Below are 20920 nucleotides of genomic sequence, written 5' to 3'. Positions count from 1 at the left end.
GTGTTATTACAACTTCGTATTCTCTACTGTTCCATTTAGGAATAAATTCAGTAACCATCTTAATTCGATTACCTGCCGAGACCAAACGTACATAATCCTGTAATTATGTTGGTATCACCAACAAGGAATCCCGTCACCTAAGAGAGTGACGGGATTATTAGCCACTTAGTTCAGAAGGATAACGGTTCGATGTCTAAACCAAATTTTTTAGTGACTCTCGGGACCCAATCTTTTTCAGATTGATCAATTACGTTGTTAAATCGAGGACCGTTTATACCAGAAGGATAACTAGAAATATCCCCTTTCTCCCACATCTTTCGTATAATGTTTTCTACTATCTCGGTATATTCGTCTCGAAATCGAATTACTAAATCGTCAAATTCGAAATCCTTATAGAATACTATTAGTATGAAGGTATTTGGATCCTTCTCCTTATCCCTAATAAGCCAAGCATGGTTTTGATCCCTTTGTAACCATCTATCATAGAAATCATCCGGATCAAATGGTAATCCTAACTCTTTTGCCAGATCACCCAAAAAATCTTCATCTAAATCACATGAAGGCAGATTAAATTGGTATTGACGATAGTTTGGTTCTGACATATCACATCCCCTTCTTCTCTAAGGTTGTGTCACAGGCTTTCCACCCATCAATACAAGCTTTCTTCCCTCTCCATCATATACAATTACCTCTATATTTGGATGTCGTTTACTGAATTGATCTATTACCCCGTAATAAGGATCATCCCTTGTAGATCCGTCCGGGTTAATATATTGCCTGTTTTGTCCTTGGCAACCCGGACATGTTTTCCTTTCGGTATAAAGAATAATCTTATCACCTTTTTTACCGGGGTTATCATATCCCAACTTTGCTGAAACGAGTTCCAGAATTTTTGCTTCAGTATCATTATATCGCTCATGACCTATTTCCTCTGTTTCACCCTCACGATCAATCGAAGATACACTCTCCTCTCCTTCCTTAGCTTTTACATACTCAAAAGAGGGTTTGTCTTGTTCTTTTACCCAACCTTCATCAAATCCCGGAACATTTTTCCCAGAATAGGCTTTGAGTTCATGTAAATCGACCCCTTGGATCTCTACCTTCGCAGTAGCAATGTTGTTGGATGATTTCATCATTTTATAACGCAATTGAAGGATTTTCCTAATCTCACTATTACTATATCCCATAGCTTTTAGTTTCTTCCTTGCATCCTTGTCCTCTTCTAAACCCACACGCTCTATTAGCTCATTCTTTAACTTCTCTCTCTCATTCTCCGCTAATGTAGACAGCCCCTCAGTTTGTTTCGCCAATTGTTCCTTAGTTGGCGGTTTTTTAGGTGTTAACCAACCATGTTGGTCCCTTTCCGAGTTATATTCGATATAATTTCCATTACCGAGAGAGCTATCTTTTTTATCATGTGTCGGCCCAGCATGCTTACAAGCAGCTCCGCCGCCTTTACCTTTGCCTTTGTTACAACCAATCTCGGAGATTGCGTTAAGGCCTGCTTTACCAAATTTAGCCCCTTTCCCAAACCCCGGGAATCCTTGGATTGCACGGCCCAAACGTTGTGCCATGCTGAGCTTTTCCCCGGTATCGGGATCAACGCCATCCCAGGCTGTCTTCAGATCTTTTGCACCAGAGGCTTCATATACCCAACCCAACGGATCATGAGTGAGCTGGTGAACGTTATCTTTGACGTAATCAACCGTTCCTTTGGCCAGCTTCTTTGCGGACCCGATCGGATCATGGATTAAATTCTGTAAACCTTGCTTGAGCCCTTCTATCTTTTCCTCAACGATTTGTTTGTCCTTGTTGTATTCTTCTACGAGGCTTCTTTTAAACTTGTCCCAACCGCTCTCTTCCTTCTTTGGCGGTTGTTTCTTCGGTGGTTGGTGTGAGGATGGTGGTTTCGGCTTTGGTGGTTGACCATGATTGCCTGGTTCTCCCCCGCCGCCGCCCGAAGGAGCTATACCCGTATCTGTTCCATTTAATATACTGGCCACTTTGGACGTGATGATGCCTTTGGTATATCCGCTGGTCAAAACACCATACAAAACCAACGACAACGCAAGGGCGGCAGCCAGGATCATCACATACTCAATGGTGGAGCCGCCCCTGCGATCACGGACGAACGTCCTCCATCTCTTCCACAGACTATGTATTTGATGGATCATGGTACCTCTCCCATTACAGTAGTAGGATGAAAAGCAACAGAACAAAGAGAATAAGCGGAATCGTGATCACCGAGGCAAGTCCCTTCCACGCCGAAAACCCGTTGACCTCAGCAATACATTGGGAGAGAAACACAAAGGACCATATGGTAAGCACGATCTCAATCACAGCAAAGATGAACATCAAAGTGGCAAAAAGGACGCTCTCATTCACTGACGGAGTCCATTCCGTAAACATCTCTTTTCCGAATATCAACAGTTGCGGTACCCAAAAGATCAGTTTGACCGAGTAAGGGATGGTTCCCCAAGCATAGGCCAATCTCGTCTCTTTCCATGATGCGTGGCCTCCATACCAACGTGCTGCCCAATAGGTCAGTCCGCTGAACACCAACCAACCGATGATCCCCAGTATCAATCCCAAGATCAGTGATCCCAACACAATGGAAGATAAACTGTATTTGTCTCCGGCATTGGTATTGGCAGCCCGATCAAGGTTCATGCAGATTCCCGCCAGTATCACCAACAGCCACAGACGCTTCGAGCTGGGTTCTTCCACCCACCTTTGGACGGTATCTCTGGGATGAAATAAAATAAACCAAAGATTCCGGATGGATTCCAATGTCACAACCTCCTGTCTTACGATTTTGACATATATGGTTCTCATCATATAATATATAATATCAATAAAATAATAAAGTATATTTTATATTATAGTTGATTTTTACATCCTCTACCGGGGAGAAATTGATTGTTTTTCATCAAAAATATGGGAGAGGTAGACATTTAACTATGAATTTTACAAAATGGTCATGGAAGCAATGGCTTTTGGTTGGCACTGGTTGTGTGGGGATCATCATCTTGCTCATGTCAATGTTTTTCAGTGAATATACCCTGTACAAGACGTTTGGGGAGAGCATGTCTCCCGCGGTGAAAGATGGAGAATTTGTAGTGGTGAAAAAGGGAACATACTTTCCTCAGAGGGGAGACTTGATCGTCTTCCATTACGACAAAGAAAACTTGGACTATATCAAGCGGGTGATCGGTCTTCCCAATGATGTGGTGGAAATCAGGAACAACCAAGTGTATATCAACGGCAAGAAATTAAAGGAACCTTATCTCTCGGGGAAACAATCGGTTGAGGACTTCGGCCCCTATCGCGTACCCCATCATCACATTTTCGTATTGGGGGATGATCGGGCATCCAGTTATGACAGCCGGGAAATCGGTGCCGTCCCCATGTCGAGTATTAAGGGGAAGTTGGTGGATTATTGATCAATATAGTGAAGACCAAAGCCTGCTCACACAGGGCAGGCTTTGGTTGTGCGGTTGATAGCGATGCAAGCCGCATGGAAAAGGAATATTCACACGATATTGAAATTGAAAATCGGCGTTTCAACAAGCCCGAAAAAAAGCGTGGTACCGGGCAGTACCACGCAAAAACGGGGTTCAGGGAAATGGGAAATCAGGCGTTCACTTCTTTGGTGTTGTTCAGGATTTGACGCAACACCGTTTGCAGAATACCACCGTTGCGGTAGTATTCGATGTCCACCACGCTGTCCAAACGGGAGATCACGTCGAATTCGACCGTGGTTCCGTCCGCTTTGGTGGCGCGTACTTTCAGCGTTTGGTTGGGTTGCATGTCGTCGCTCAACCCGATGATGTCGAAGGTTTCTTCGCCGGTCAGGTTCAGCGTTTTGGCGTTTTGACCCTCGACGAATTGGAGCGGCAGCACACCCATACCGACCAAGTTGCTCCGGTGGATCCGTTCGAAGCTTTCCGCGATAACGGCTTTCACACCGAGCAGGTTGGTGCCTTTGGCTGCCCAGTCGCGGGAGCTTCCCGTACCGTACTCCTTGCCGGCCAGAACCACCAGCGGCGTGTTTTGCTCCTTGTACTTCATGGCCGCGTCGTAAATCGGCATCACTTCACCGGTCGGCAGGAACTTGGTGACGCCGCCTTCCGTCCCCGGGACCATCAGGTTGCGGATACGGATGTTGGCAAAGGTGCCGCGGGTCATAACGCGGTCGTTGCCGCGACGGGAACCGTACGAGTTGAAGTCTTTCGGCTCCACACCGTGTTCACGCAGGTATTTGCCCGCCGGGCTGTCCGGGGCGATCGCACCGGCCGGAGAGATGTGGTCGGTCGTGACCGAGTCGCCCAAGACGGCCAACGCGCGTGCACCGCGGATTTCCTCGATCGGCTCCACATCCGGGGACAGGTTGACGAAGAACGGCGGTTCCTGAATGTACGTGGACTTGGGATCCCAATCGTACAGTTCGCCTTTGGGCGTCGGCAGATTGTTCCACCGCTCGTTGGCGTCGAAGACGCGGCTGTATTGCTTCTTGAACTGTTCCGGATTCATCGCCTGGTTCATCACGTCGCGGACTTCCTGCGCGCTCGGCCAGATGTCTTTCAGGTAGACCGGTTGGTTGTCGTGGCCGTAACCGATCGGTTCGTTCAACAGATCGATGTCCACCGTACCGGCAAGCGCGTAAACGATGACCAGCGGCGGCGATGCGAGATAGTTGGCTTTCACCAGCGGGTGAATCCGCCCCTCGAAGTTCCGGTTGCCGCTCAGGACCGAAGCGACGGTCAGGTCGTTTTCCTCAATCGCTTTGGCCACTGCTTCCGGCAGCGGACCGCTGTTTCCGATACAGGTGGCGCATCCGTAACCGGCGACGGTAAAGCCGAGTTGGGCCAACGGTTCGATCAGACCGGCTTCTTTCAGGTAGTCGGTGACGACCTTGGAACCGGGCGTCAGGCTGGTTTTGACATAGGCCGGCACTTTCAGGCCTTTTTCCACCGCTTTTTTCGCCACCAAGCCGGCTCCCAGCATCACCGACGGGTTGGAGGTGTTGGTACAGCTGGTGATGGCGGCGATCACAACGGAACCGTTTTTCAACGTGAAGGATTCGCCGTCCGCCGTCACTTCCGCTTTTTTGTCGATTTCCTCCTCGGACAGGCCGAAGCCGCGCTCTTCCACCGGTTTGCGCAAGGTGTCGTTCCAGGCTTTTTTCATGTTTTTCAATTCGATCCGGTCTTGCGGGCGTTTCGGACCGGCCAAGCTGGGAACCACCGTGGACAGATCCAGCTCGATGGTGTCGCTGAAGATCGGGTCCGGCGTATCGTCGGTGCGGAACAGGCCTTGCGCTTTGCAGTAGTCTTCCACCAGTTGGACCAGTTTTTCGTCGCGACCGGTATTGCGCAGGTAGTTAAGCGACTCTTCGTCCACCGGGAAGAAGCCCATCGTCGCTCCGTATTCCGGCGCCATGTTGGCCACGGTCGCCCGGTCAGCCAGGCTGATGTTGGACAGACCCGGTCCGTAGAACTCCACGAATTTGCCGACGACGCCTTTTTTCCGCAACATTTCGGTGACCGTCAAGGCCAGGTCGGTGGCAGTGGCTCCGTCGGGCAATTTGCCGGTCAGCTTAAAGCCGACCACCTCGGGCGTCACAAAGTACAGCGGTTGACCCAACATGCCCGCTTCCGCCTCGATGCCGCCAACACCCCAGCCGACCACACCCAAACCGTTGATCATCGTGGTGTGGGAGTCGGTACCGACAAGCGAATCGGGGAACACTTCGGTACGGCCGTCCACTTCGCGGGTGGCCACCACCGTTGCCAGGTATTCCAGGTTGACTTGGTGCACAATCCCGGTCGCCGGCGGAACCGCGCGGAAGTTGTCAAACGCTTCTTGCGCCCAGCGGAGCAGGCGGTAGCGTTCCTCGTTCCGTTCAAATTCCACGTTCATGTTGTATTCCAGGGCATCTTCTGTGCCGTATTTGTCCACCATGACGGAGTGGTCGATCACGAGATCCACCGGGATCAAGGGATTGATGCGGGACGGATCTCCGCCCACCCGTTTCATCGCGGAACGAAGCGCGGCCAAGTCTACGACGGCCGGTACGCCGGTAAAGTCCTGCAACACGATCCGGGCCGGTTTAAAAGCCACCTCTTTGTCCGAACGTTCTTCCGCCCACCGGGCCAATTGTTTCACGTGCTCTTCCGTCACGGCTTTTCCGTCACACTGACGAACAGCCGCTTCCAACAACACCTTGATGGAGAATGGCAGGCGGGAAACCTTGCCCAGCCCTTGTTCCTCCAGCCCTTGCAGGCGGTAGTATGTGTACGTTTTACCGCCCGATTCCAGCTGGGAACGCACGCCAAACACGTCGTTGGGCATGTTGAGTCCCTCCTTTGATGAAATGTGCAAAAAGAAAACGGTATGTTTCATCTGATGAAACCAAGTTTCTTTTTTCGATATCATTATACTATGGAGCTTCGGAATTGTATACCCCTTAACCGCTTCTCACATCGCCCTTTTCTTGTGATCGGTTCCGACGTATAATAAAAGGAAAATCGTTTTCAAACCGTGAAACACGGAGGGCTTGCCCTTGGCGGAGGATAAAAAAATGACGGTGCGGGCGGCGGAACGTGCCCTGGATATTCTGTTGTGTTTTGTGGATCAGCCGGAGCTGGGGCTGACCGAGATTGCCCATCGCACCTCGATCAACAAAAGTACGGTATTCCGTCTGTTGGCCACGTTGGAGAGCAAGGGCTTTGTGACCCGTAATCCCGATACGGAAAAATACAAGCTGGGGTTTCGCGTGTGGGAACTGGCGGCCAACATGGATCACTCGGATGATCCCGCGGTATTATTTTTGCCTGAAATGGAGCGGTTACGTGATCAGGTGGATGAAACGGTCAGTTTGTACATAAGAGACGGGTTGGAACGCATTCGTGTACAAGCGGTGGAGAGCAAGCAGACCATTCGCCGGGTGGCACCGGTCGGTGCCCGCATGCCGCTGTCGGTTGGCGCTTCCAGCAAGGTATTGGTCGCTTATGCCGACCCGCTCGTACAGAGGGAAGTGTTGACTGATCCCCATTGGCCGTCGACAGTGGACCGGGAGCGGTATCAAAAACAGTTGGAGGAGATTCGGGAGACGGGTTATGCGATCAGCATCGAGGAGCGGGAGGCCGGTACATCGGCCATCGCCGTGCCGGTCTTCAACCGGGAGGGACGGATTGTCGCGGCATTGGCCGTATCGGGTCCGGTGGGACGATGGACGCCGGATCGCATGAAGCAGTTCGCTCCGCTGATCACGACTGCGGCGAAACGGATGGGTAACATGTTGCGGAAATGATCCGGTGAGTGTATAAAAACATCATTCGATGGAGATAAAAAGACCAGGGACGGATTTTCCGGTTGCGACCAATGTCGTTTTTGCCAAATGACGGCAAAAAACCGGAAACCGTCCCTTTCCTTGTCACAGGTGGATGTCAAAATACCGTCGAAGTTGATCATGAAATTGTTGCTCGGATACAATGGGGACTTTTTGTTGATGACCATTTTTTGTAACGGTCAAATGTTCACGTGTGAGCGTGATTCGACCGGTTACCGTGGCGATCGTGCACACCGTTTTTTGAGTAAACGTCGATTCCGGCGAAGTTTGGTGGTATTCACACATCGAAGCAAACTGGTGCAACTCGCGCGGGATGGTCGTAAACAGATATTCGGTCAACCAATGGCCGTTCTTTTCTTTTTGCAAAGCATATCCGTCCGGTGTTTCCCCGGTGGCGATCACTCTGTACTTGCCGCTGATGTCTTTCACTTCCGTACCGTCCAACGGCAACGGTTCTCTGCAGCTGTCCCCGAATCCCACATCCACCAGATAAGGTTGGTCCAAGTGAACGAGCAGAGCCAAATGGTCGAACTCCGGGTTAAAACGTCCATCCGGTTTGCGAATCCGGGCGGAAATCAGTGATGTCGAAAATCCGCACTCACGGAGAAGCCAATCAAACAGTGCGTTCAATTCGTAACAAAAGCCGCCCCTCTTCCGATTCACCACTTTGTCGTACAAGTCAGGCAGGATCAGACGAATCGGCCGTCCCAGGGAGACATCCAGATTTTCGAACGGAATGCTGAGCAAATGGCGATTTTGCAGGTGACGCAGAAAGGCAAGGTCGGGCTGACTCGCCTCCGTGATGCCGATCCGCGAGAGGTATGATTGTACGTTCATGTTTTCTTCCCCTTTTTCATGGATTCATTCCCAGATAGGCGACAACGGACACGGACTTTGAATCTCCGTCTGAAGCTCCTCCATCCGACATGAATTTGGATTCGCTCCCCGGGCAGAGGCAGGCCGTTCCGACGAGCGACCTTCAGCTTGCCCAAACAGCGAGAGGGACAACGGTGCCCCCAAAATCACGTGTAGGTTCAACCAAACTTTGTCAGCGGGATTCAATTCCGTTATACCACATATATGTACCGGGAAAACGTGGCTGGTCCCATTTATCAAGAGCGAGCGGGAAAACCCAACCCTTCAGGGTAGGGATGAAAGCAAGCATCGGATGCAGTAGGGCTTGGGCCTTTTCGCAAGCCTTTTCGCAAGTCCGGCGGAATTTTGGTACAATCGAATTTGGAAGTACCAAACACTGAAAACTGCTATGCAAGCAAAAACGCGTAAAACGCAAATCCCCCGGGCTTGGACGAAACCATCATGGATGGATGTGGCTGCCACACCGGATAAAGCGAGAAGCCCACGGCGATCAAAGGGAGTCCTCCGGTGCTTCCGCCGTGTGGAGCAAGTCACGGACGTTGGGAGAGAAGATGGGATACAATAACCATGAGGAGGGATGGAGAATGGCCCAGGATTTTTATTTCCAACAACTGCAAATGATGGTCCAGCCGATGCGGGATGAGTTAACCCGTCTCGGTATTCGGGAATTGCGGACGCCGGAAGAAGTGGTGGAGGCATTGGAAGGAGAAGCCCAAAAAGGCACCACCCTGATCGTCGTCAACTCGGTATGCGGATGTGCGGCCGGACTGGCGCGCCCTGCGGTGGCCGAAGCGTTGAAGCACGAAAAAACGCCGGATCACCTGTATACCGTGTTTGCCGGTCAGGATCGGGAAGCAACCGCCAAGGCACGGGAGTATTTCGGTGATTATCCGCCGTCTTCCCCGTCGTTCGCGATTTTGAAGGATGGCAAAATCGTTCACATGATTCCGCGGGAACAGATCGAAAACCGGAGTCTCGAAGAAATCGCCGCCAGTCTCAAAGCCGCTTTTGACAAGTATTGTTGATCAGTTCCGCACACGCCAAGCCCCGCAAGATTCCTTGCGGGGCTGTTGTCATTGCCGGTCAGCGAACCTGGTCGGCCACAATTTTGAGCGCTTCCGACAATTGTTTCCGATGTTCTTCCTTGCCTACGGTGATACGGATCAGGCGATTCAGCGGGGCAACACCCGGCGTGCGGATAAATACACCCATTTTGAGCAAATCATCCACGATGCGCCGTGCGCGTTCCGCGTCGTCCACGTCGATGGCAACGAAGTTGGTGGCGGAAGGAATGGCGCGCCAACCCAGCTCATCCGCCATCGCTTCGTACTCCTTTTTCCCTGTGTTGACTTCTTTGACAACGTCGCGGACGAAGTCGGGATCTTGGAGCGACGCCAAGGCACCGGCTTGTGCGATACGGTTGACGCCGAAATGCAGGCGGACTTTGTCAAAGGCGGAAATGGTTTCTTCGCATGCAATGGCATAACCGATTCGCGCTCCCGCCATGCCGTACGCTTTGGAGAAGGTGCGCATCCGGATCACTTGCGGGTGATCACCCTGTATGGGCAGGTGAGCGGAAGGCGGTGCGAATTCGATATAGGCTTCGTCCAAGATCAGCATGCACCCTGGAGGCAGTGCATCGATGAGGCGAGCTACATCGTCGGCTGAATGCCAAGTGCCTGTCGGATTGTCCGGGTTGGCCAGGTACAGCAGTCGGGCATTCACTTTGCGGGCTTTCTCCACCAAAGCATCCAAATCGTTTTTCCAATCACGATAGGGTACAAAATGAAGCTGTCCACCGAATCCGGTTACATGAAATTGAAAAGTAGGATAGGAACCCAACGAGGTGACGACCGGAACACCCGGCTCGACAAAGGTGCGCACCGCGAGTTCCAGCAGATCGTCTATGCCTGAGCCGATCACGATCTCTTCTTTGCGGACGCCGTGAATGTGTGCCAACGCCGTGCGAAGCGCATCGTTTTCCGAATCCCCGTACCAGGATACCTCCTCCAGGGCTTGACGCATCGCTTCCTGTGCCAAAGGGGAGACACCGAAGTCGCTCTCGTTGGCACCGAGGCGCAACCGAATGGGTTGCCCCGTTTGCCGCTCCAGCGCTTCGGGCGGAACGAACGGCACAGTGGCCGGCAATTGTTTGATCAGTTGGGTAAAAGGTGGATGCACGCGTTTCCTCACTCTCGACATCTCCCGTTAAAAGAATCGGATGAATATGCGATTTCCCACTATGTTAACACGTTTGAGCACAAAAACAAGGGGAATGTTCCCGCGAAAAAAGAAGGCACTTTGCGCCCGCGAATCTGCTCCAAGAAAGAAACGGTGATGAGAAGGTTACAGGAAAAATCAAAAGCAGAATGATCGTGTGATTCACCGGCCCCGTTCGATCAACTTAGTGTGAAAAATGGCGAAACTCTCTTTGTTTTGGGGGGGATTGTTACCAAATTGATGGATTGGCAAAAGCATCAGAAGTATTAACAAAAAGAGGATCTGACAAAGAGTTTTATGTTATAAAGAGCGAGCGGGAAGGGGTGGATGAAAGCAAGTGTCAGTCGCGGGAGGGATTCCGCTCTGGGCAGGTCTGACATTGTTCCAATGACCATCTGATCCATTCTGAAAATATCGGTAGATTTCCGTATATACAAGAAGGGGATGTTGAAGTGAAGAATCACGATCCGGCCAGGAGCATTGCCGATGCCGGTTGGAGGATGCTCGTACAATTCACGGATGACAATGCAGAGCGGGCCGGTAAGCAGGTGATCACGGGCAATCCTCACAACACGTCACCGGCATGATCCGAATGTGGCCAGACCGTAAAGAAGACATGAAAAGAACGCACCCATCGTTGATCATGCGGATATGTGGCAGACAGAGATGTCAATGCCAAGAAATATATCCTCCATCAAGCGATGGGATCCGTTCCTGAACCGAGACACGGACAGCAAGAACCAAAACCTTTCCAGGCTTGGACGAAGCCTTGGTGGAGGAATGTGGGTTGTCGGGCCGGATGTAGCGAGAATGTCTTCGGTGCTTTAGCCGTACGGATCAAGTCACGTCCTGTTTTCTAAAACTCAGGATCCCCACGAAGTTTGCGAGTAGGAAAACCAAAATGATCAGTGTATAAAACATCATCATGGATTGAATCGGGGACTCATCTGCAGGTGACATGGCTAACATTGGCTGCGCCCAAGGATAAAATTGCCCTGCGGAAGTATTTGCCACCAATATTGAGGGCAAAGACAGTGCAATATTGATTGCCAATGGCATCCCAAACCCTCTCCAATAAGTTGATATGGCTAATTGAATTGAAGCCAAAGGCAATGCTGCCAACCATCCTTTTATTGAAAATCCCCATAGTGTCTTCCAGGGGATTTGATTGGGAACTCCCACAATCGAACCCAAACCAATATAGAATATCAACAGTGAGAGCTGCGTACAGGCCAAAAGGAATGCGATTAATAATAATTTCGCGAAGTAAACTTGGTGCCGCGGTACAGCCAAAGATAAAAGTTGTTTCCATCCTCCACCTGCATGTTCATATCGACAGACCAGAGCCGCAAATACACCAGCCAATATAGGAAAGATTAACGGTGAATAAAATATTTCCACCTGAGTCCAAGCCTCAAGCCAACCGTTATCTCCAGGATCGCTCATAAAAATGTCGTAATTGATAAAGAAATTATTCAAAGCCAGTGTAACCCCGACGATGGGGCCAAAAAAAACAAGGAACCATAATTTGGATCGACGGGTTTTCATGAATTCAATCGATAATATATTCAAGAACATCTCTGTTCCCCCCTATTGAACATCACGTTTGGCAAAATGAAATGCTCCAGCCATCACCAAAAAAGCCCCCAGAATGACACCAATCAGAACCACAAGAAATAAATCAGGGTTCTCTGTAAAACGTTGAGTTTGGTAGTTGAGTCGTATAGTGGACGAAGCCAATGGATAAGCCCAGGGCAACCATTGCGTTTTTGGATCTATAGCCAAAAACAAACCAACCACAGTGGAAACGGTCCCAATGGATATTGAAAAGGCTTGATTATGAATCACCATCGACAGCCATAATTGAATTCCCATGATAGGAATGGAAGCGAAATATGGAAAATAACTGTCACCAAAGATCATGAACCATGGAATATCCCCATTAAAGCCGAAAATCACTCCAAATAATGCCATTCCAATCCCTAAAACAGTGGCGGAAAGAAGTGAGGTCACCAATAAAATTAGAAATTTGCTAAAATACAGTTGGATTCGGGAAATCGGTAAAGCACAAATTTGCTTCCAGGCATGAGCTTGGTGCTCCGTATTCGCAATGATTGATGCTGCTAGTATGATACCCAGAGGCAGGGCAAGACCGAGAAAGAAATGTTTGTCAAAAATAAAATATACCCAAAGATTCGCCTTCTTTTCGTAAGCAAATCGATATAATGTCTCCGATCGAAAAAGGAAATTCATGGTCTCGTAAAACAGTGTCAAAACGGGTATGAGAAGAGTGACCAAAGCGAGTGAAGTACGACGAAACTTGATTCGCTCTGAAGAAACCAAGCTTGCCATCATAAGCTTACTTCCTTTCCGGTAAGTTCCAGGAATATATCCTCAAGAGAGACAGCAACCTCTTCCAAGCGATAAACCGATAATCCTTCGTTTATCAGTGTGTGGTTCATATATGCTGAGACTTCCGGATCTGTATCCTCATACCAGACAAAATCATTCTCAATATAAGTTTTCAGTCCCCGTTGATTTAACAATGAAGAAGCCAGTTTTGGGTTTTCTACCCCGATCTTTAAACGGGGCCTGCTTTTTTGTCGCAAAGCACCGATTGAACCCTGGAATATGAGTTTTCCCCTCAAAATAATGCCTACTTGTGTTGCGATTTGATCTATCTCACTTAACAAATGACTTGAAACAATGATGGTCATGCCATATTTCGCAGGTAATTCCCTGATTAATTCACGAATTTCCTGAATACCTGCGGGATCTAATCCATTGGTCGGTTCATCGAGAATCAACAACTCCGGCCGTCCAAGTAAAGCCGCAGCAATGCCAAGACGTTGTTTCATCCCTAAGGAATATTCTCTTGTCAATTTATCGGAAACTTTATCTAGGCGAACGATTTTTAACACTTCTCTGATCCTCGCAGGGGACTCACCGATGATTCGTCTGATGATTTCGAGGTTTTCGTAACCTGTCAGATGCCCATAATAAGAAGGATATTCGACCAATGAACCTACTTTGCGCAAAATCGACATGCGATGTTGATATAATTCCTTTCCAAATATATAAATTGACCCTGATGTAGGTTTGATTAACCCGAGAAGCATACGGATCGTCGTTGTTTTCCCTGCTCCGTTGGGTCCCAAAAAACCATAAATCTCACCTTTTTTTACCGTCATATTCAATTGGTCAACTGATGTGTAATCTCCATACTTGCGTGTCAAATTTTTCGTTTCTACAATGATATTAGTCACTGATCATCACCTCGAGAAAAATACTACAACATCACCCTTAATTGGGGATAAACCCGGATTAAAATCAAGTTTAAATGATTGATGCCGGAACCCAACCCCCAATGGGGAATTCATAAAGATCTGTGAGGAAGGCTGTAATATGGATAAAGATATATTTTCGTCAAGAATTTTGTTGGTTGATGATGATAAACCCATCCTTGACTTGCTGACAGTAGTGTTGAAAAAAGAAGGTTTTCAAGAGATTTTAACTGCCACCAGCGGGAATGAAGCGCTGTTCATTTGTGAACGTACAAATCCGGATTTAATAGTGCTTGATGTTATGTTGCCCGATTATGACGGCTTTGACTTATGTCATGAGTTGAGAAAGAAAATGCAGATTCCGATTATGTTTCTTACGGCTAAGACGACAGATCTCAACAAATTAACAGGATTTAGCTATGGTGCGGATGATTATATAACCAAGCCTTTCAACCCCCTTGAGGTTGTCGCCCGAATGAAAGTGCATTTAAGGCGACATAAGCAATTGCCGGCGTCAGTCGTGGAGAAGAGAAGATATGATTTTGGCCGTTTTCAAGTAGATGAGGAGAGTGGACAACTGATTGTTGAAGGAAAGCCAGTGAAATGCAGGGCCAAAGAGTTGCAATTACTTGTGTTTTTATGTCAACATCCGAATCGCATTTTTAGTAAGAATACTTTGTATGAAAAAGTTTGGGGAGAAAAACCATTCAATGGCGATAACACTGTAATGGTTCATATACGACACCTGCGTGAAAAAATTGAGGAGGATCCAAGTCATCCGCGTTACATTCAAACGATTCGTGGCTTGGGATACAAATTGGCCTACCCGCCCAAAGGGGATTGACATATGGATTTAAGACGCCGTTTAGCATGGCAGTTGTTATCGAGAATCATCATTTTGTTTTCATTGTTATTGATCATTGCTTTTGTGTCTTCGTGGATGATTCAAGCTTTGCTGGATTCTGAGAATTCTTCAGAGGTCCGTTTGGATCATACCGTTAAAACGATTGTCAAAAGTACGCAAATCCGTAATGGAACTGTAACCATCAATCCCGATACAGAGAAGTTGTTGGCAAGAGAGCAAATGTGGATTCAAATCTTGAATTCACATGGCCATGAAATTTATCAGTTTCATCGTCCTCTTGACCGGACATCCTCGCATTACACGCCTGGAGAGTTTTATTCTTTGATGAAAGAGTTGGAAAAGGATGATGATATCGTATCGATCGTAAACAAACACATCAATCATGAAAAGATCACGTGGGTGATCGGAGGAAAAGTGCACCAAACGGGAGTGCCGTTCGTCTATCAAGTTCAATATATGGTTACTACCGTTCTGTGCAGCTTTTTGGCGGCTATATTGATCTCTGTACTGTTTGGGAAAAGATTGGGGAACCCTTTGATCCATATTCTTCTTTGGATCAAAAACCTGGCTGACAAGACATATCAAGAACCCCTTGACCAATACGGAAGACCTGCGAGTTTAAATAAAAGAAACGGATTGAAAAAAAACTTTCGGTTATACAAGGAAGTAATACAAGCCTTGAATCAATTAACCAATACATTGCGCCAAAGCGAAGAGGATCGGCTTCGTTTGGAAAAAACACGTGAGGATTGGATAGTAGGGGTGACCCACGATTTTAAAACGCCGTTGTCCACCATTAAAGGATATGTAGATGTATTGTCTTCTGACAGATACCAGTGGTCTGAAGAGGATATCAGAAATATTGCAGCAATACTCCAAGAACGGATTCAGTATATGGAAGATCTGATCAATGATTTCAGCCTTGCCTTCCAATTGAAAAATCAATCATTGGTGCTACATAAAGAAGTCGTGGATATTGTGGAATTGTGCAGAGAAGCAACCATTACAATCGCGAATTTGCCCCAATCTGACCATAAAGAACTCGTGTTCCGATCCAACGTTACATCATTACGATATCACTTGGATAAACATTGGTTTAAACGGATACTTGAGAATATCATTGCCAACGCGGTGAATCATAATCCTGACGGGACAAAAATAGAGGTCTTGGTGGAAGCGTTATCTGTTTCCAAGACCAATGATCCAAGGGTTCAAATTGTCATAAGTGATAATGGTGTAGGTATGGACGAAGAAACACAGGCCCGCTTGTTTGAGCGTTACTATCGAGGAGTCGATTCAAATACGAGCCACCGTGGCACTGGATTAGGCATGGCTATTTCCTATCAGCTTATATTGGCTCACAAGGGTTGGATATCCGTTGATAGCAAACCAAACGAAGGGACGGTTGTGAGAATTTTTTTGCCCTAGGCGTCGAGCATACAGAAATGATGGGGTTAGCGTTGCTGCGTCTTCATTCCGTACACTGTCATGGCTGGTTCTCATATGGACGCTGGCTGACCAGAAGTTTTCACCATGATCGAAGCTTTGGGATGGACTGTCGGAATCGGCCCCGTTCCCAATGATTGGCCGCTAACTTTTACCGTTGAACAGTTGAACACATTCTTCACTTCACCTATCTTCACTGAATATGGACCTGCGAGCGATATCTCAGGTACGACGGATTTAAAACCACCCGTGATTTCGGTTGCGTCGTATTTCCCTCTCGCTTTTTTCATCAGGCTCAGAGGGTGTCTCAGGAACATGCCCCCTTTTTTCAGGAAAGCGGGTCCGAATGTCCCGTGAGTGGATGGTAGTGTTGCTGCGTTCAGACGGGAAATCGGAGCCCGCAAAATTTGTCAACAACGCCCACGATGACCATACGATACGATATGGCAAACTTTCGCGGAAAACACCTTATCGTCGTTCCAGCCGTAACAGCCAGAGGAAATACGGGCACCCGATCAGGGAAGTAAAAATCCCGGCCGGAATTTCCGACGGTGCGATCAATACACGTCCCACAGTGTCCGCGGCGACTGTCAACAAAGCCCCGAGGATGGCAGAGGCGGGTAATATTTTTCTCATATCGGAACCAACCAGCAATCGGGCCATATGAGGAGCGATCAGCCCCACAAAACCGATATTCCCGGCTATCGAAACGGCACAACCGGCCAACCCGACACCGATGGCCGTAATGAGCAGACGGGTCCTTTCCACATGGATTCCCAATCCTTTCGCCGTTTCATCTCCCAGCTGCAGTACGTTCAAAGGACGTGCCGTCCACAACCCGAGTCCCAATAAAGCGACGGCCCAGATCCACACCCCTGACAGTTGTTCCGATCCTTTTCCCCAAACGGAGCCTGTCAGCCAAAACAATGCGGAATCCAGTTCATCCGGCGCTTTCAATACAACGGCATCCCTTGCGGCCAAACAAACCGCGGATACCGCAATTCCGATCAGAATCAGCCGGGTGGATTCGATCCCTTTTTGCCAGGCCAGCAGATAGATGACCACAGCAGTCAAAAGACCACCCGCAAAGGCGAACAAAGGCAACAGTCCCGGGGGAGAGGATGGGAACAAGAGAATCAGGATGACTGCTCCCAAACCGGCACCGGCACTGATACCGATCAAATCGGGAGAAGCCAGACTGTTCCGGGTGATCGCCTGAAAAATTCCGCCGGACATGGCCAGACAGCCGCCGGCCAGCAGTGCGATGAATGTACGTGGTATCCGCATTTCTTCAATGATGAATTGTGCCTGTGGAGAGGCGTCACCAAACCACACGGCAAATGCGTCATACAAACTCAGTTTCACGGCACCGAAAGCCGTGCTGGCCATGGACGCCACCAGCAACAGGACAAACAAAAACAGGATCAACCACCATGAACGGATCTGATGGATCAATGATTTCATCGAACCCTCCTTGAGCGTGCGAGCACAATGAAAAATGGTGCGCCGATCAGGGCTGTCAAGATCGAGACTGTCACCTCTTGCGGGTCAAACACGACACGGGTTACCCAATCGGTGAGGGTGAGCAAAAGTGCACCGAAAATACCGGAAAAGGGAATCACCCATCGTTGATCGATTCCGACCACCAAGCGGGCCATGTGCGGAATCACCAATCCGACAAAGGTGATGGGACCTGCTACAGCCACAGAGGAGCAGGCCAAAATCACGGCAACAACACCTGCAGCCATACGGAACAATGGAACGCGTACACCGAGTCCGATTGCCACTTCGTCGCCCAGGCGCATCAGGTTCAACGTTCGGCTGAACAGGAGCGCCACGATGATTCCACCGACAGTCCAGGGGGTCAACAATTCCAAATCATCCCAACGGATTCCGGCCAAGCTTCCCTTCAACAGATAGGTCAAGGTAAACGCGGCACGTGAATGGGCAAGGATCAATCCTTCTGACATCGTTCTCATCAGAGTGGCGACGGCAACGCCTGCCAAAGCGAGTTTGACGGGAGTAACGCCGCGTGAACCGACAGAGCTGATTCCCCAGACCAAAAACATGGTGAAGATGCCTCCGGCAAAAGCCAAGACGGGAATCAACTCCTGCGGGACGGACGGCAAAAACAACAGGGTGATCAACACGGTGAATGCCGCACCGGCATTTACGCCCATTGTATCCGGGGCAGCAAGCGGGTTATGGGTAATCATCTGCATAATCGTTCCCGAAATTCCCAATGCCGCTCCCACCAGTACCGCAGCCAACACACGGGGCAACCGAAGGTCGTGGATAACCTGATGCTGTTGATTGTGAGCGTCGTATTGTGTTATGGCGTTCCAAATGGCTTCGAGGGAAAGACCGGTTCCGAATCGAATATTCAGTATCATGATAACAGCGAGCAAGAACAAACAGAGAAAACATAACAGAACGCGTGGAAGTATCTTCTTTTCCGAACGAGTGAAAACCCGTCGGATGACGGCATCATGGGTACCCAACTGCTTCCCCCCTCCAGGCCATAAGGATAGGCGTGTCCTCGGGGTTGAATCCTCGGCCACGCCATCCTCATGTCTTCCGTTATTTTGCTTGTTTGTTGGCGAGAAGCTTGATTGCTTCATCAGCGATGACCTGGGCGGCAAGAGGTCCGCGGTAGAAACTCCAGGTCTCCATCTGAACCGGAACGACCTTTCCGGCTTTTACAGCGGGCAGATCCTTGAACACTGGCGTGTTTTTCCAATCGACCCCTTTGGTGTAGACGGCGCTTTGCAGCAGCAGGTATTGGTCTGCCTTGATGTCCGCCAATTTTTCAACGCCGGTTTCAATGAACGGTTGCCCGCCAGCCCGGAAAGGAACGGTCAATCCCATATCCTGAAGGACGGTACCGGTAAAGGAATCCGCTGTGTAGATACGTACTTTTTGTTTGGGATAAATCGTGATGGGGAGGACTTTGATCGTTCCCGCCTTGGACAACGACGTTTTGGTCTGGGCGACTTTTTGTTCATATTGCTTGATGACCTGATCGCCCCGTTCGGGCATGTTCAAAGCGAGTGCGAGCGATTTGACGATTTGTTTCCAATCTTGGCCGCCAGACCCTTTGACCACCATGGTCGGTGCAATCTTGGACAGTTGCGGATATGCTTCCTTATGACGCTGGAGATCAGCCACGATCAGATCCGGTTTCAGACTGGCGATCATCTCAAGACTGGGTTCTTTCCGACTGCCTACCCAGGTAAAGGAGTGAGTGACGCGGGATTTCAGGTATCCCGGAAGCGATTGGTTGTTCAGCTCCTCCTGGGCGACACCGACCGGTTGAATCCCCAGTGCGGTTGCGATATCCAACAGATACGTATCCAGCACAACAATCCGCTTCGGTGGAGTGGTAAATGTCAATGTACCCAGTTCGTGCTTCACTGTTCGCTTGGCTGCGGTTTTTCCCTGTTGATCAGACGTCGTTTGATCGGCATTGCCGCTACAACCCGCCAGTATTGATGTTATCACCATGATGGAGATCAGGAGAATGGAGAAACTGGTCTTTTTGGTGAACAAGTGAGTGACCCCCTTTTATCATTGAGAATAATTATCATTACCATCACCCATTATATCGGTGCGGGTGTCAACAATCAACAATTTTTCCGGATGGTATGCGATCTTTTTTCATTTGTTTTGACATGGAGAGAAGCATTGGTTACGATTGAAAGAGAAAGATTCTCATTATCAAGAGGGTGGATCACATGGCTGTTGCGACGTATCTCCACTCCGTATTGGAAGATTTGCGGGGGAAAGGGCTGGCGGTCCCGCTCGCTTTCCCGGAGGAGGTCGCAAATCTGGACACCGTTTCCCTTCAATCGTTGTTGAAAGGAAACGTGCTGAAGACGATCATTTCGGATGTTGCCGATCACATGCATACTTCCAATCAAATGGCAGCCGCGTCGTTGTTTCAGAAACGCTATGCCTATGTTCTGCTGACCTCAGTGATCCATCCTTTGTTGTATGCGGGAATCGGAATTTTGGCCGACCCCGAACAAACGGATGTGATGCTGGACGACGGGCTGCCTGTCGGGATCAAACTCCGAAATCCCTCGCAATGGATGCCGATTGACGTTGCAGACGGCTTTTTTCCTTCTATCATCCATACCGCATTGGATCGAAATCTGAAAGAGCTGATTGATCGCATTTCATCCGAAATCGGTGTGTCTCCGCTCATATTGTGGGAGAATGCGGGGAGTTATGTCAGATTCCTTCACCAGAAAATCGGCAATGACAGGGAATTGAGATTCCCATCCCAACGCGTCTTTTGTGTATTGTTCGATCGGATCGGCATGTACGCACCGGCGCTTGCCTCCGTCTATCGGGGATGTTTGACAGAAGAACCGGATGCTGCGGAATGTGTTCGCACTACTTGTTGTTTATGGTATCAGTTTCCCGGTAACAGCCCCTGTCCCACTTGTCCGCGTTTAAAGCGCAACTAGCGTGTATCTGGCAGATCCGTGAGGACCACAGTGTTACCCGGGTGCGCGACTTCGAGTTTTGTCGGGCGAAGACCCGGAAGCACAGAAATGGAATTGTGAGGTTATTGACAAACTCCGCTGGCGCGCCGCTCCGTAGCGGCAGCCAGAGTCGCTCTACGGGAAATTCGGAACCGATACCTAAAAGAGGGTGGCCGTTTTCCCACGAGCGACCTTTGAGCGCAGCGATTCAGGAGCGAGAGGGAAAACGGTGCACCCGGAATTGGGAGTGGTTCAACACTTTGTCAGCAGTCTGAATTGTGGGCAATTTCCTCTCAGCGAAACGTACTTTGCCGGCATGCTGCACTTCACCGATTCGGAGCGGCCGCGATCGGTTTCCTTGCAGGGTGCTGGTGGAGAGAAACGG

19 protein-coding genes are annotated in these 20920 nt (G+C 49.2%); 7 read left to right on the top strand and 12 right to left on the bottom strand.

The window, feature by feature from the left end:
- Positions 1-170: 170 nt before the first annotated feature.
- From JQC72_RS13750 to JQC72_RS13740, 3 genes are read right to left on the bottom strand one after another with little or no spacing between them, the layout of a single operon-like run.
- Positions 171-602 carry a hypothetical protein gene (locus JQC72_RS13750; protein WP_205496609.1) on the bottom strand — a complete coding sequence of 144 codons (432 nt, stop codon included), beginning with the start codon at positions 600-602 and terminating at the stop codon, positions 171-173.
- A gap of 18 nt (positions 603-620) precedes the next feature.
- The gene (locus JQC72_RS13745) at positions 621-2174 is read right to left on the bottom strand and encodes a DUF4244 domain-containing protein (protein WP_205496608.1); all 1554 of its coding nucleotides are present in this window, start codon (positions 2172-2174) and stop codon (positions 621-623) included.
- Between the two features lie 13 nt (positions 2175-2187).
- Positions 2188-2835 (bottom strand): Yip1 family protein, encoded by a 648-nt coding sequence (locus JQC72_RS13740; RefSeq protein ID WP_302104879.1) that lies wholly within the window; start codon positions 2833-2835, stop codon positions 2188-2190.
- Positions 2836-2960: 125 nt separating this feature from the next.
- Here JQC72_RS13740 and lepB point away from each other — a divergent pair, with 125 nt between their 5' ends.
- A complete protein-coding gene (lepB, locus tag JQC72_RS13735) occupies positions 2961-3443 on the top strand; it encodes a signal peptidase I (RefSeq protein WP_302104866.1) in 483 nt (160 codons plus the stop codon).
- 190 nt (positions 3444-3633) lie between these two features.
- Here the strand turns inward: lepB and acnA are convergent, their stop codons facing one another.
- Entirely contained in the window at positions 3634-6354 is a 2721-nt protein-coding gene (gene acnA / locus JQC72_RS13730; RefSeq protein ID WP_205496605.1) for an aconitate hydratase AcnA, read from the bottom strand.
- Between the two features lie 229 nt (positions 6355-6583).
- Between acnA and JQC72_RS13725 the strand changes: the two genes are divergently transcribed.
- Entirely contained in the window at positions 6584-7315 is a 732-nt protein-coding gene (locus tag JQC72_RS13725) for an IclR family transcriptional regulator (RefSeq protein WP_205496681.1), read from the top strand.
- Positions 7316-7438: 123 nt separating this feature from the next.
- On the opposite strand, the gene JQC72_RS13720 is transcribed toward JQC72_RS13725, so the two are convergent.
- Positions 7439-8191, bottom strand: a complete 753-nt coding sequence (locus JQC72_RS13720) for an arylamine N-acetyltransferase family protein (protein WP_205496604.1) — start codon at positions 8189-8191, stop codon at positions 7439-7441.
- A gap of 623 nt (positions 8192-8814) precedes the next feature.
- Here JQC72_RS13720 and JQC72_RS13715 point away from each other — a divergent pair.
- A complete protein-coding gene (locus JQC72_RS13715) occupies positions 8815-9255 on the top strand; it encodes a BrxA/BrxB family bacilliredoxin (protein WP_205496603.1) in 441 nt (146 codons plus the stop codon).
- A 58-nt stretch (positions 9256-9313) separates the two neighbouring features.
- Here the strand turns inward: JQC72_RS13715 and JQC72_RS13710 are convergent, their stop codons facing one another.
- The gene (locus JQC72_RS13710) at positions 9314-10423 is read right to left on the bottom strand and encodes an aminotransferase class I/II-fold pyridoxal phosphate-dependent enzyme (RefSeq protein WP_335342475.1); all 1110 of its coding nucleotides are present in this window, start codon (positions 10421-10423) and stop codon (positions 9314-9316) included.
- A gap of 479 nt (positions 10424-10902) precedes the next feature.
- Between JQC72_RS13710 and JQC72_RS16625 the strand changes: the two genes are divergently transcribed.
- Entirely contained in the window at positions 10903-11037 is a 135-nt protein-coding gene (locus JQC72_RS16625; protein WP_302104864.1) for a hypothetical protein, read from the top strand.
- Between the two features lie 250 nt (positions 11038-11287).
- Here JQC72_RS16625 and JQC72_RS13705 read toward each other — a convergent pair whose 3' ends face one another.
- Genes JQC72_RS13705 through JQC72_RS13695 form a run of 3 tightly spaced genes read right to left on the bottom strand, consistent with a single transcriptional unit; the run spans position 11288 to position 13716 of the window.
- A complete protein-coding gene (locus JQC72_RS13705; protein ID WP_205496601.1) occupies positions 11288-12028 on the bottom strand; it encodes an ABC transporter permease in 741 nt (246 codons plus the stop codon).
- A 12-nt stretch (positions 12029-12040) separates the two neighbouring features.
- Positions 12041-12805 carry an ABC transporter permease gene (locus tag JQC72_RS13700; RefSeq protein ID WP_205496600.1) on the bottom strand — a complete coding sequence of 255 codons (765 nt, stop codon included), beginning with the start codon at positions 12803-12805 and terminating at the stop codon, positions 12041-12043.
- Complete coding sequence (locus tag JQC72_RS13695) at positions 12802-13716, bottom strand: ABC transporter ATP-binding protein (RefSeq protein WP_205496598.1); 915 nt, start codon at positions 13714-13716, stop codon at positions 12802-12804. The genes JQC72_RS13700 and JQC72_RS13695 overlap by 4 nt, the downstream gene beginning before the upstream one ends.
- A gap of 151 nt (positions 13717-13867) precedes the next feature.
- Between JQC72_RS13695 and JQC72_RS13690 the strand changes: the two genes are divergently transcribed.
- Positions 13868-14578: a response regulator transcription factor gene (locus tag JQC72_RS13690; protein WP_205496680.1), complete on the top strand. Its 711-nt coding sequence runs from the start codon at positions 13868-13870 to the stop codon at positions 14576-14578.
- A 3-nt stretch (positions 14579-14581) separates the two neighbouring features.
- Positions 14582-16027: a sensor histidine kinase gene (locus JQC72_RS13685; protein WP_205496597.1), complete on the top strand. Its 1446-nt coding sequence runs from the start codon at positions 14582-14584 to the stop codon at positions 16025-16027.
- 486 nt (positions 16028-16513) lie between these two features.
- Here JQC72_RS13685 and JQC72_RS13680 read toward each other — a convergent pair whose 3' ends face one another.
- The 3 genes from JQC72_RS13680 to JQC72_RS13670 all read right to left on the bottom strand — a co-directional run bounded on the left by JQC72_RS13680 (position 16514) and on the right by JQC72_RS13670 (position 19594).
- Entirely contained in the window at positions 16514-17509 is a 996-nt protein-coding gene (locus JQC72_RS13680) for a FecCD family ABC transporter permease (RefSeq protein ID WP_205496596.1), read from the bottom strand.
- On the bottom strand, positions 17506-18546 hold the full coding sequence (locus JQC72_RS13675; protein WP_205496595.1) for a FecCD family ABC transporter permease: 1041 nt from the start codon (positions 18544-18546) through the stop codon (positions 17506-17508). Before JQC72_RS13675 ends, JQC72_RS13680 begins: the two co-directional genes overlap by 4 nt.
- A gap of 79 nt (positions 18547-18625) precedes the next feature.
- On the bottom strand, positions 18626-19594 hold the full coding sequence (locus JQC72_RS13670; protein WP_205496594.1) for an ABC transporter substrate-binding protein: 969 nt from the start codon (positions 19592-19594) through the stop codon (positions 18626-18628).
- Positions 19595-19779: 185 nt separating this feature from the next.
- Between JQC72_RS13670 and JQC72_RS13665 the strand changes: the two genes are divergently transcribed.
- Positions 19780-20517 carry a ferric iron reductase gene (locus JQC72_RS13665; protein WP_205496593.1) on the top strand — a complete coding sequence of 246 codons (738 nt, stop codon included), beginning with the start codon at positions 19780-19782 and terminating at the stop codon, positions 20515-20517.
- Positions 20518-20920 lie beyond the last annotated feature (403 nt).

The sequence above is a fragment of the Polycladomyces zharkentensis genome, assembly GCF_016938855.1.
Classification (GTDB): domain Bacteria; phylum Bacillota; class Bacilli; order Thermoactinomycetales; family JIR-001; genus Polycladomyces; species Polycladomyces zharkentensis.
Note: the sequence above shows the minus strand (reverse complement) of the source record. Positions and strands in the feature narration are given on the sequence as shown.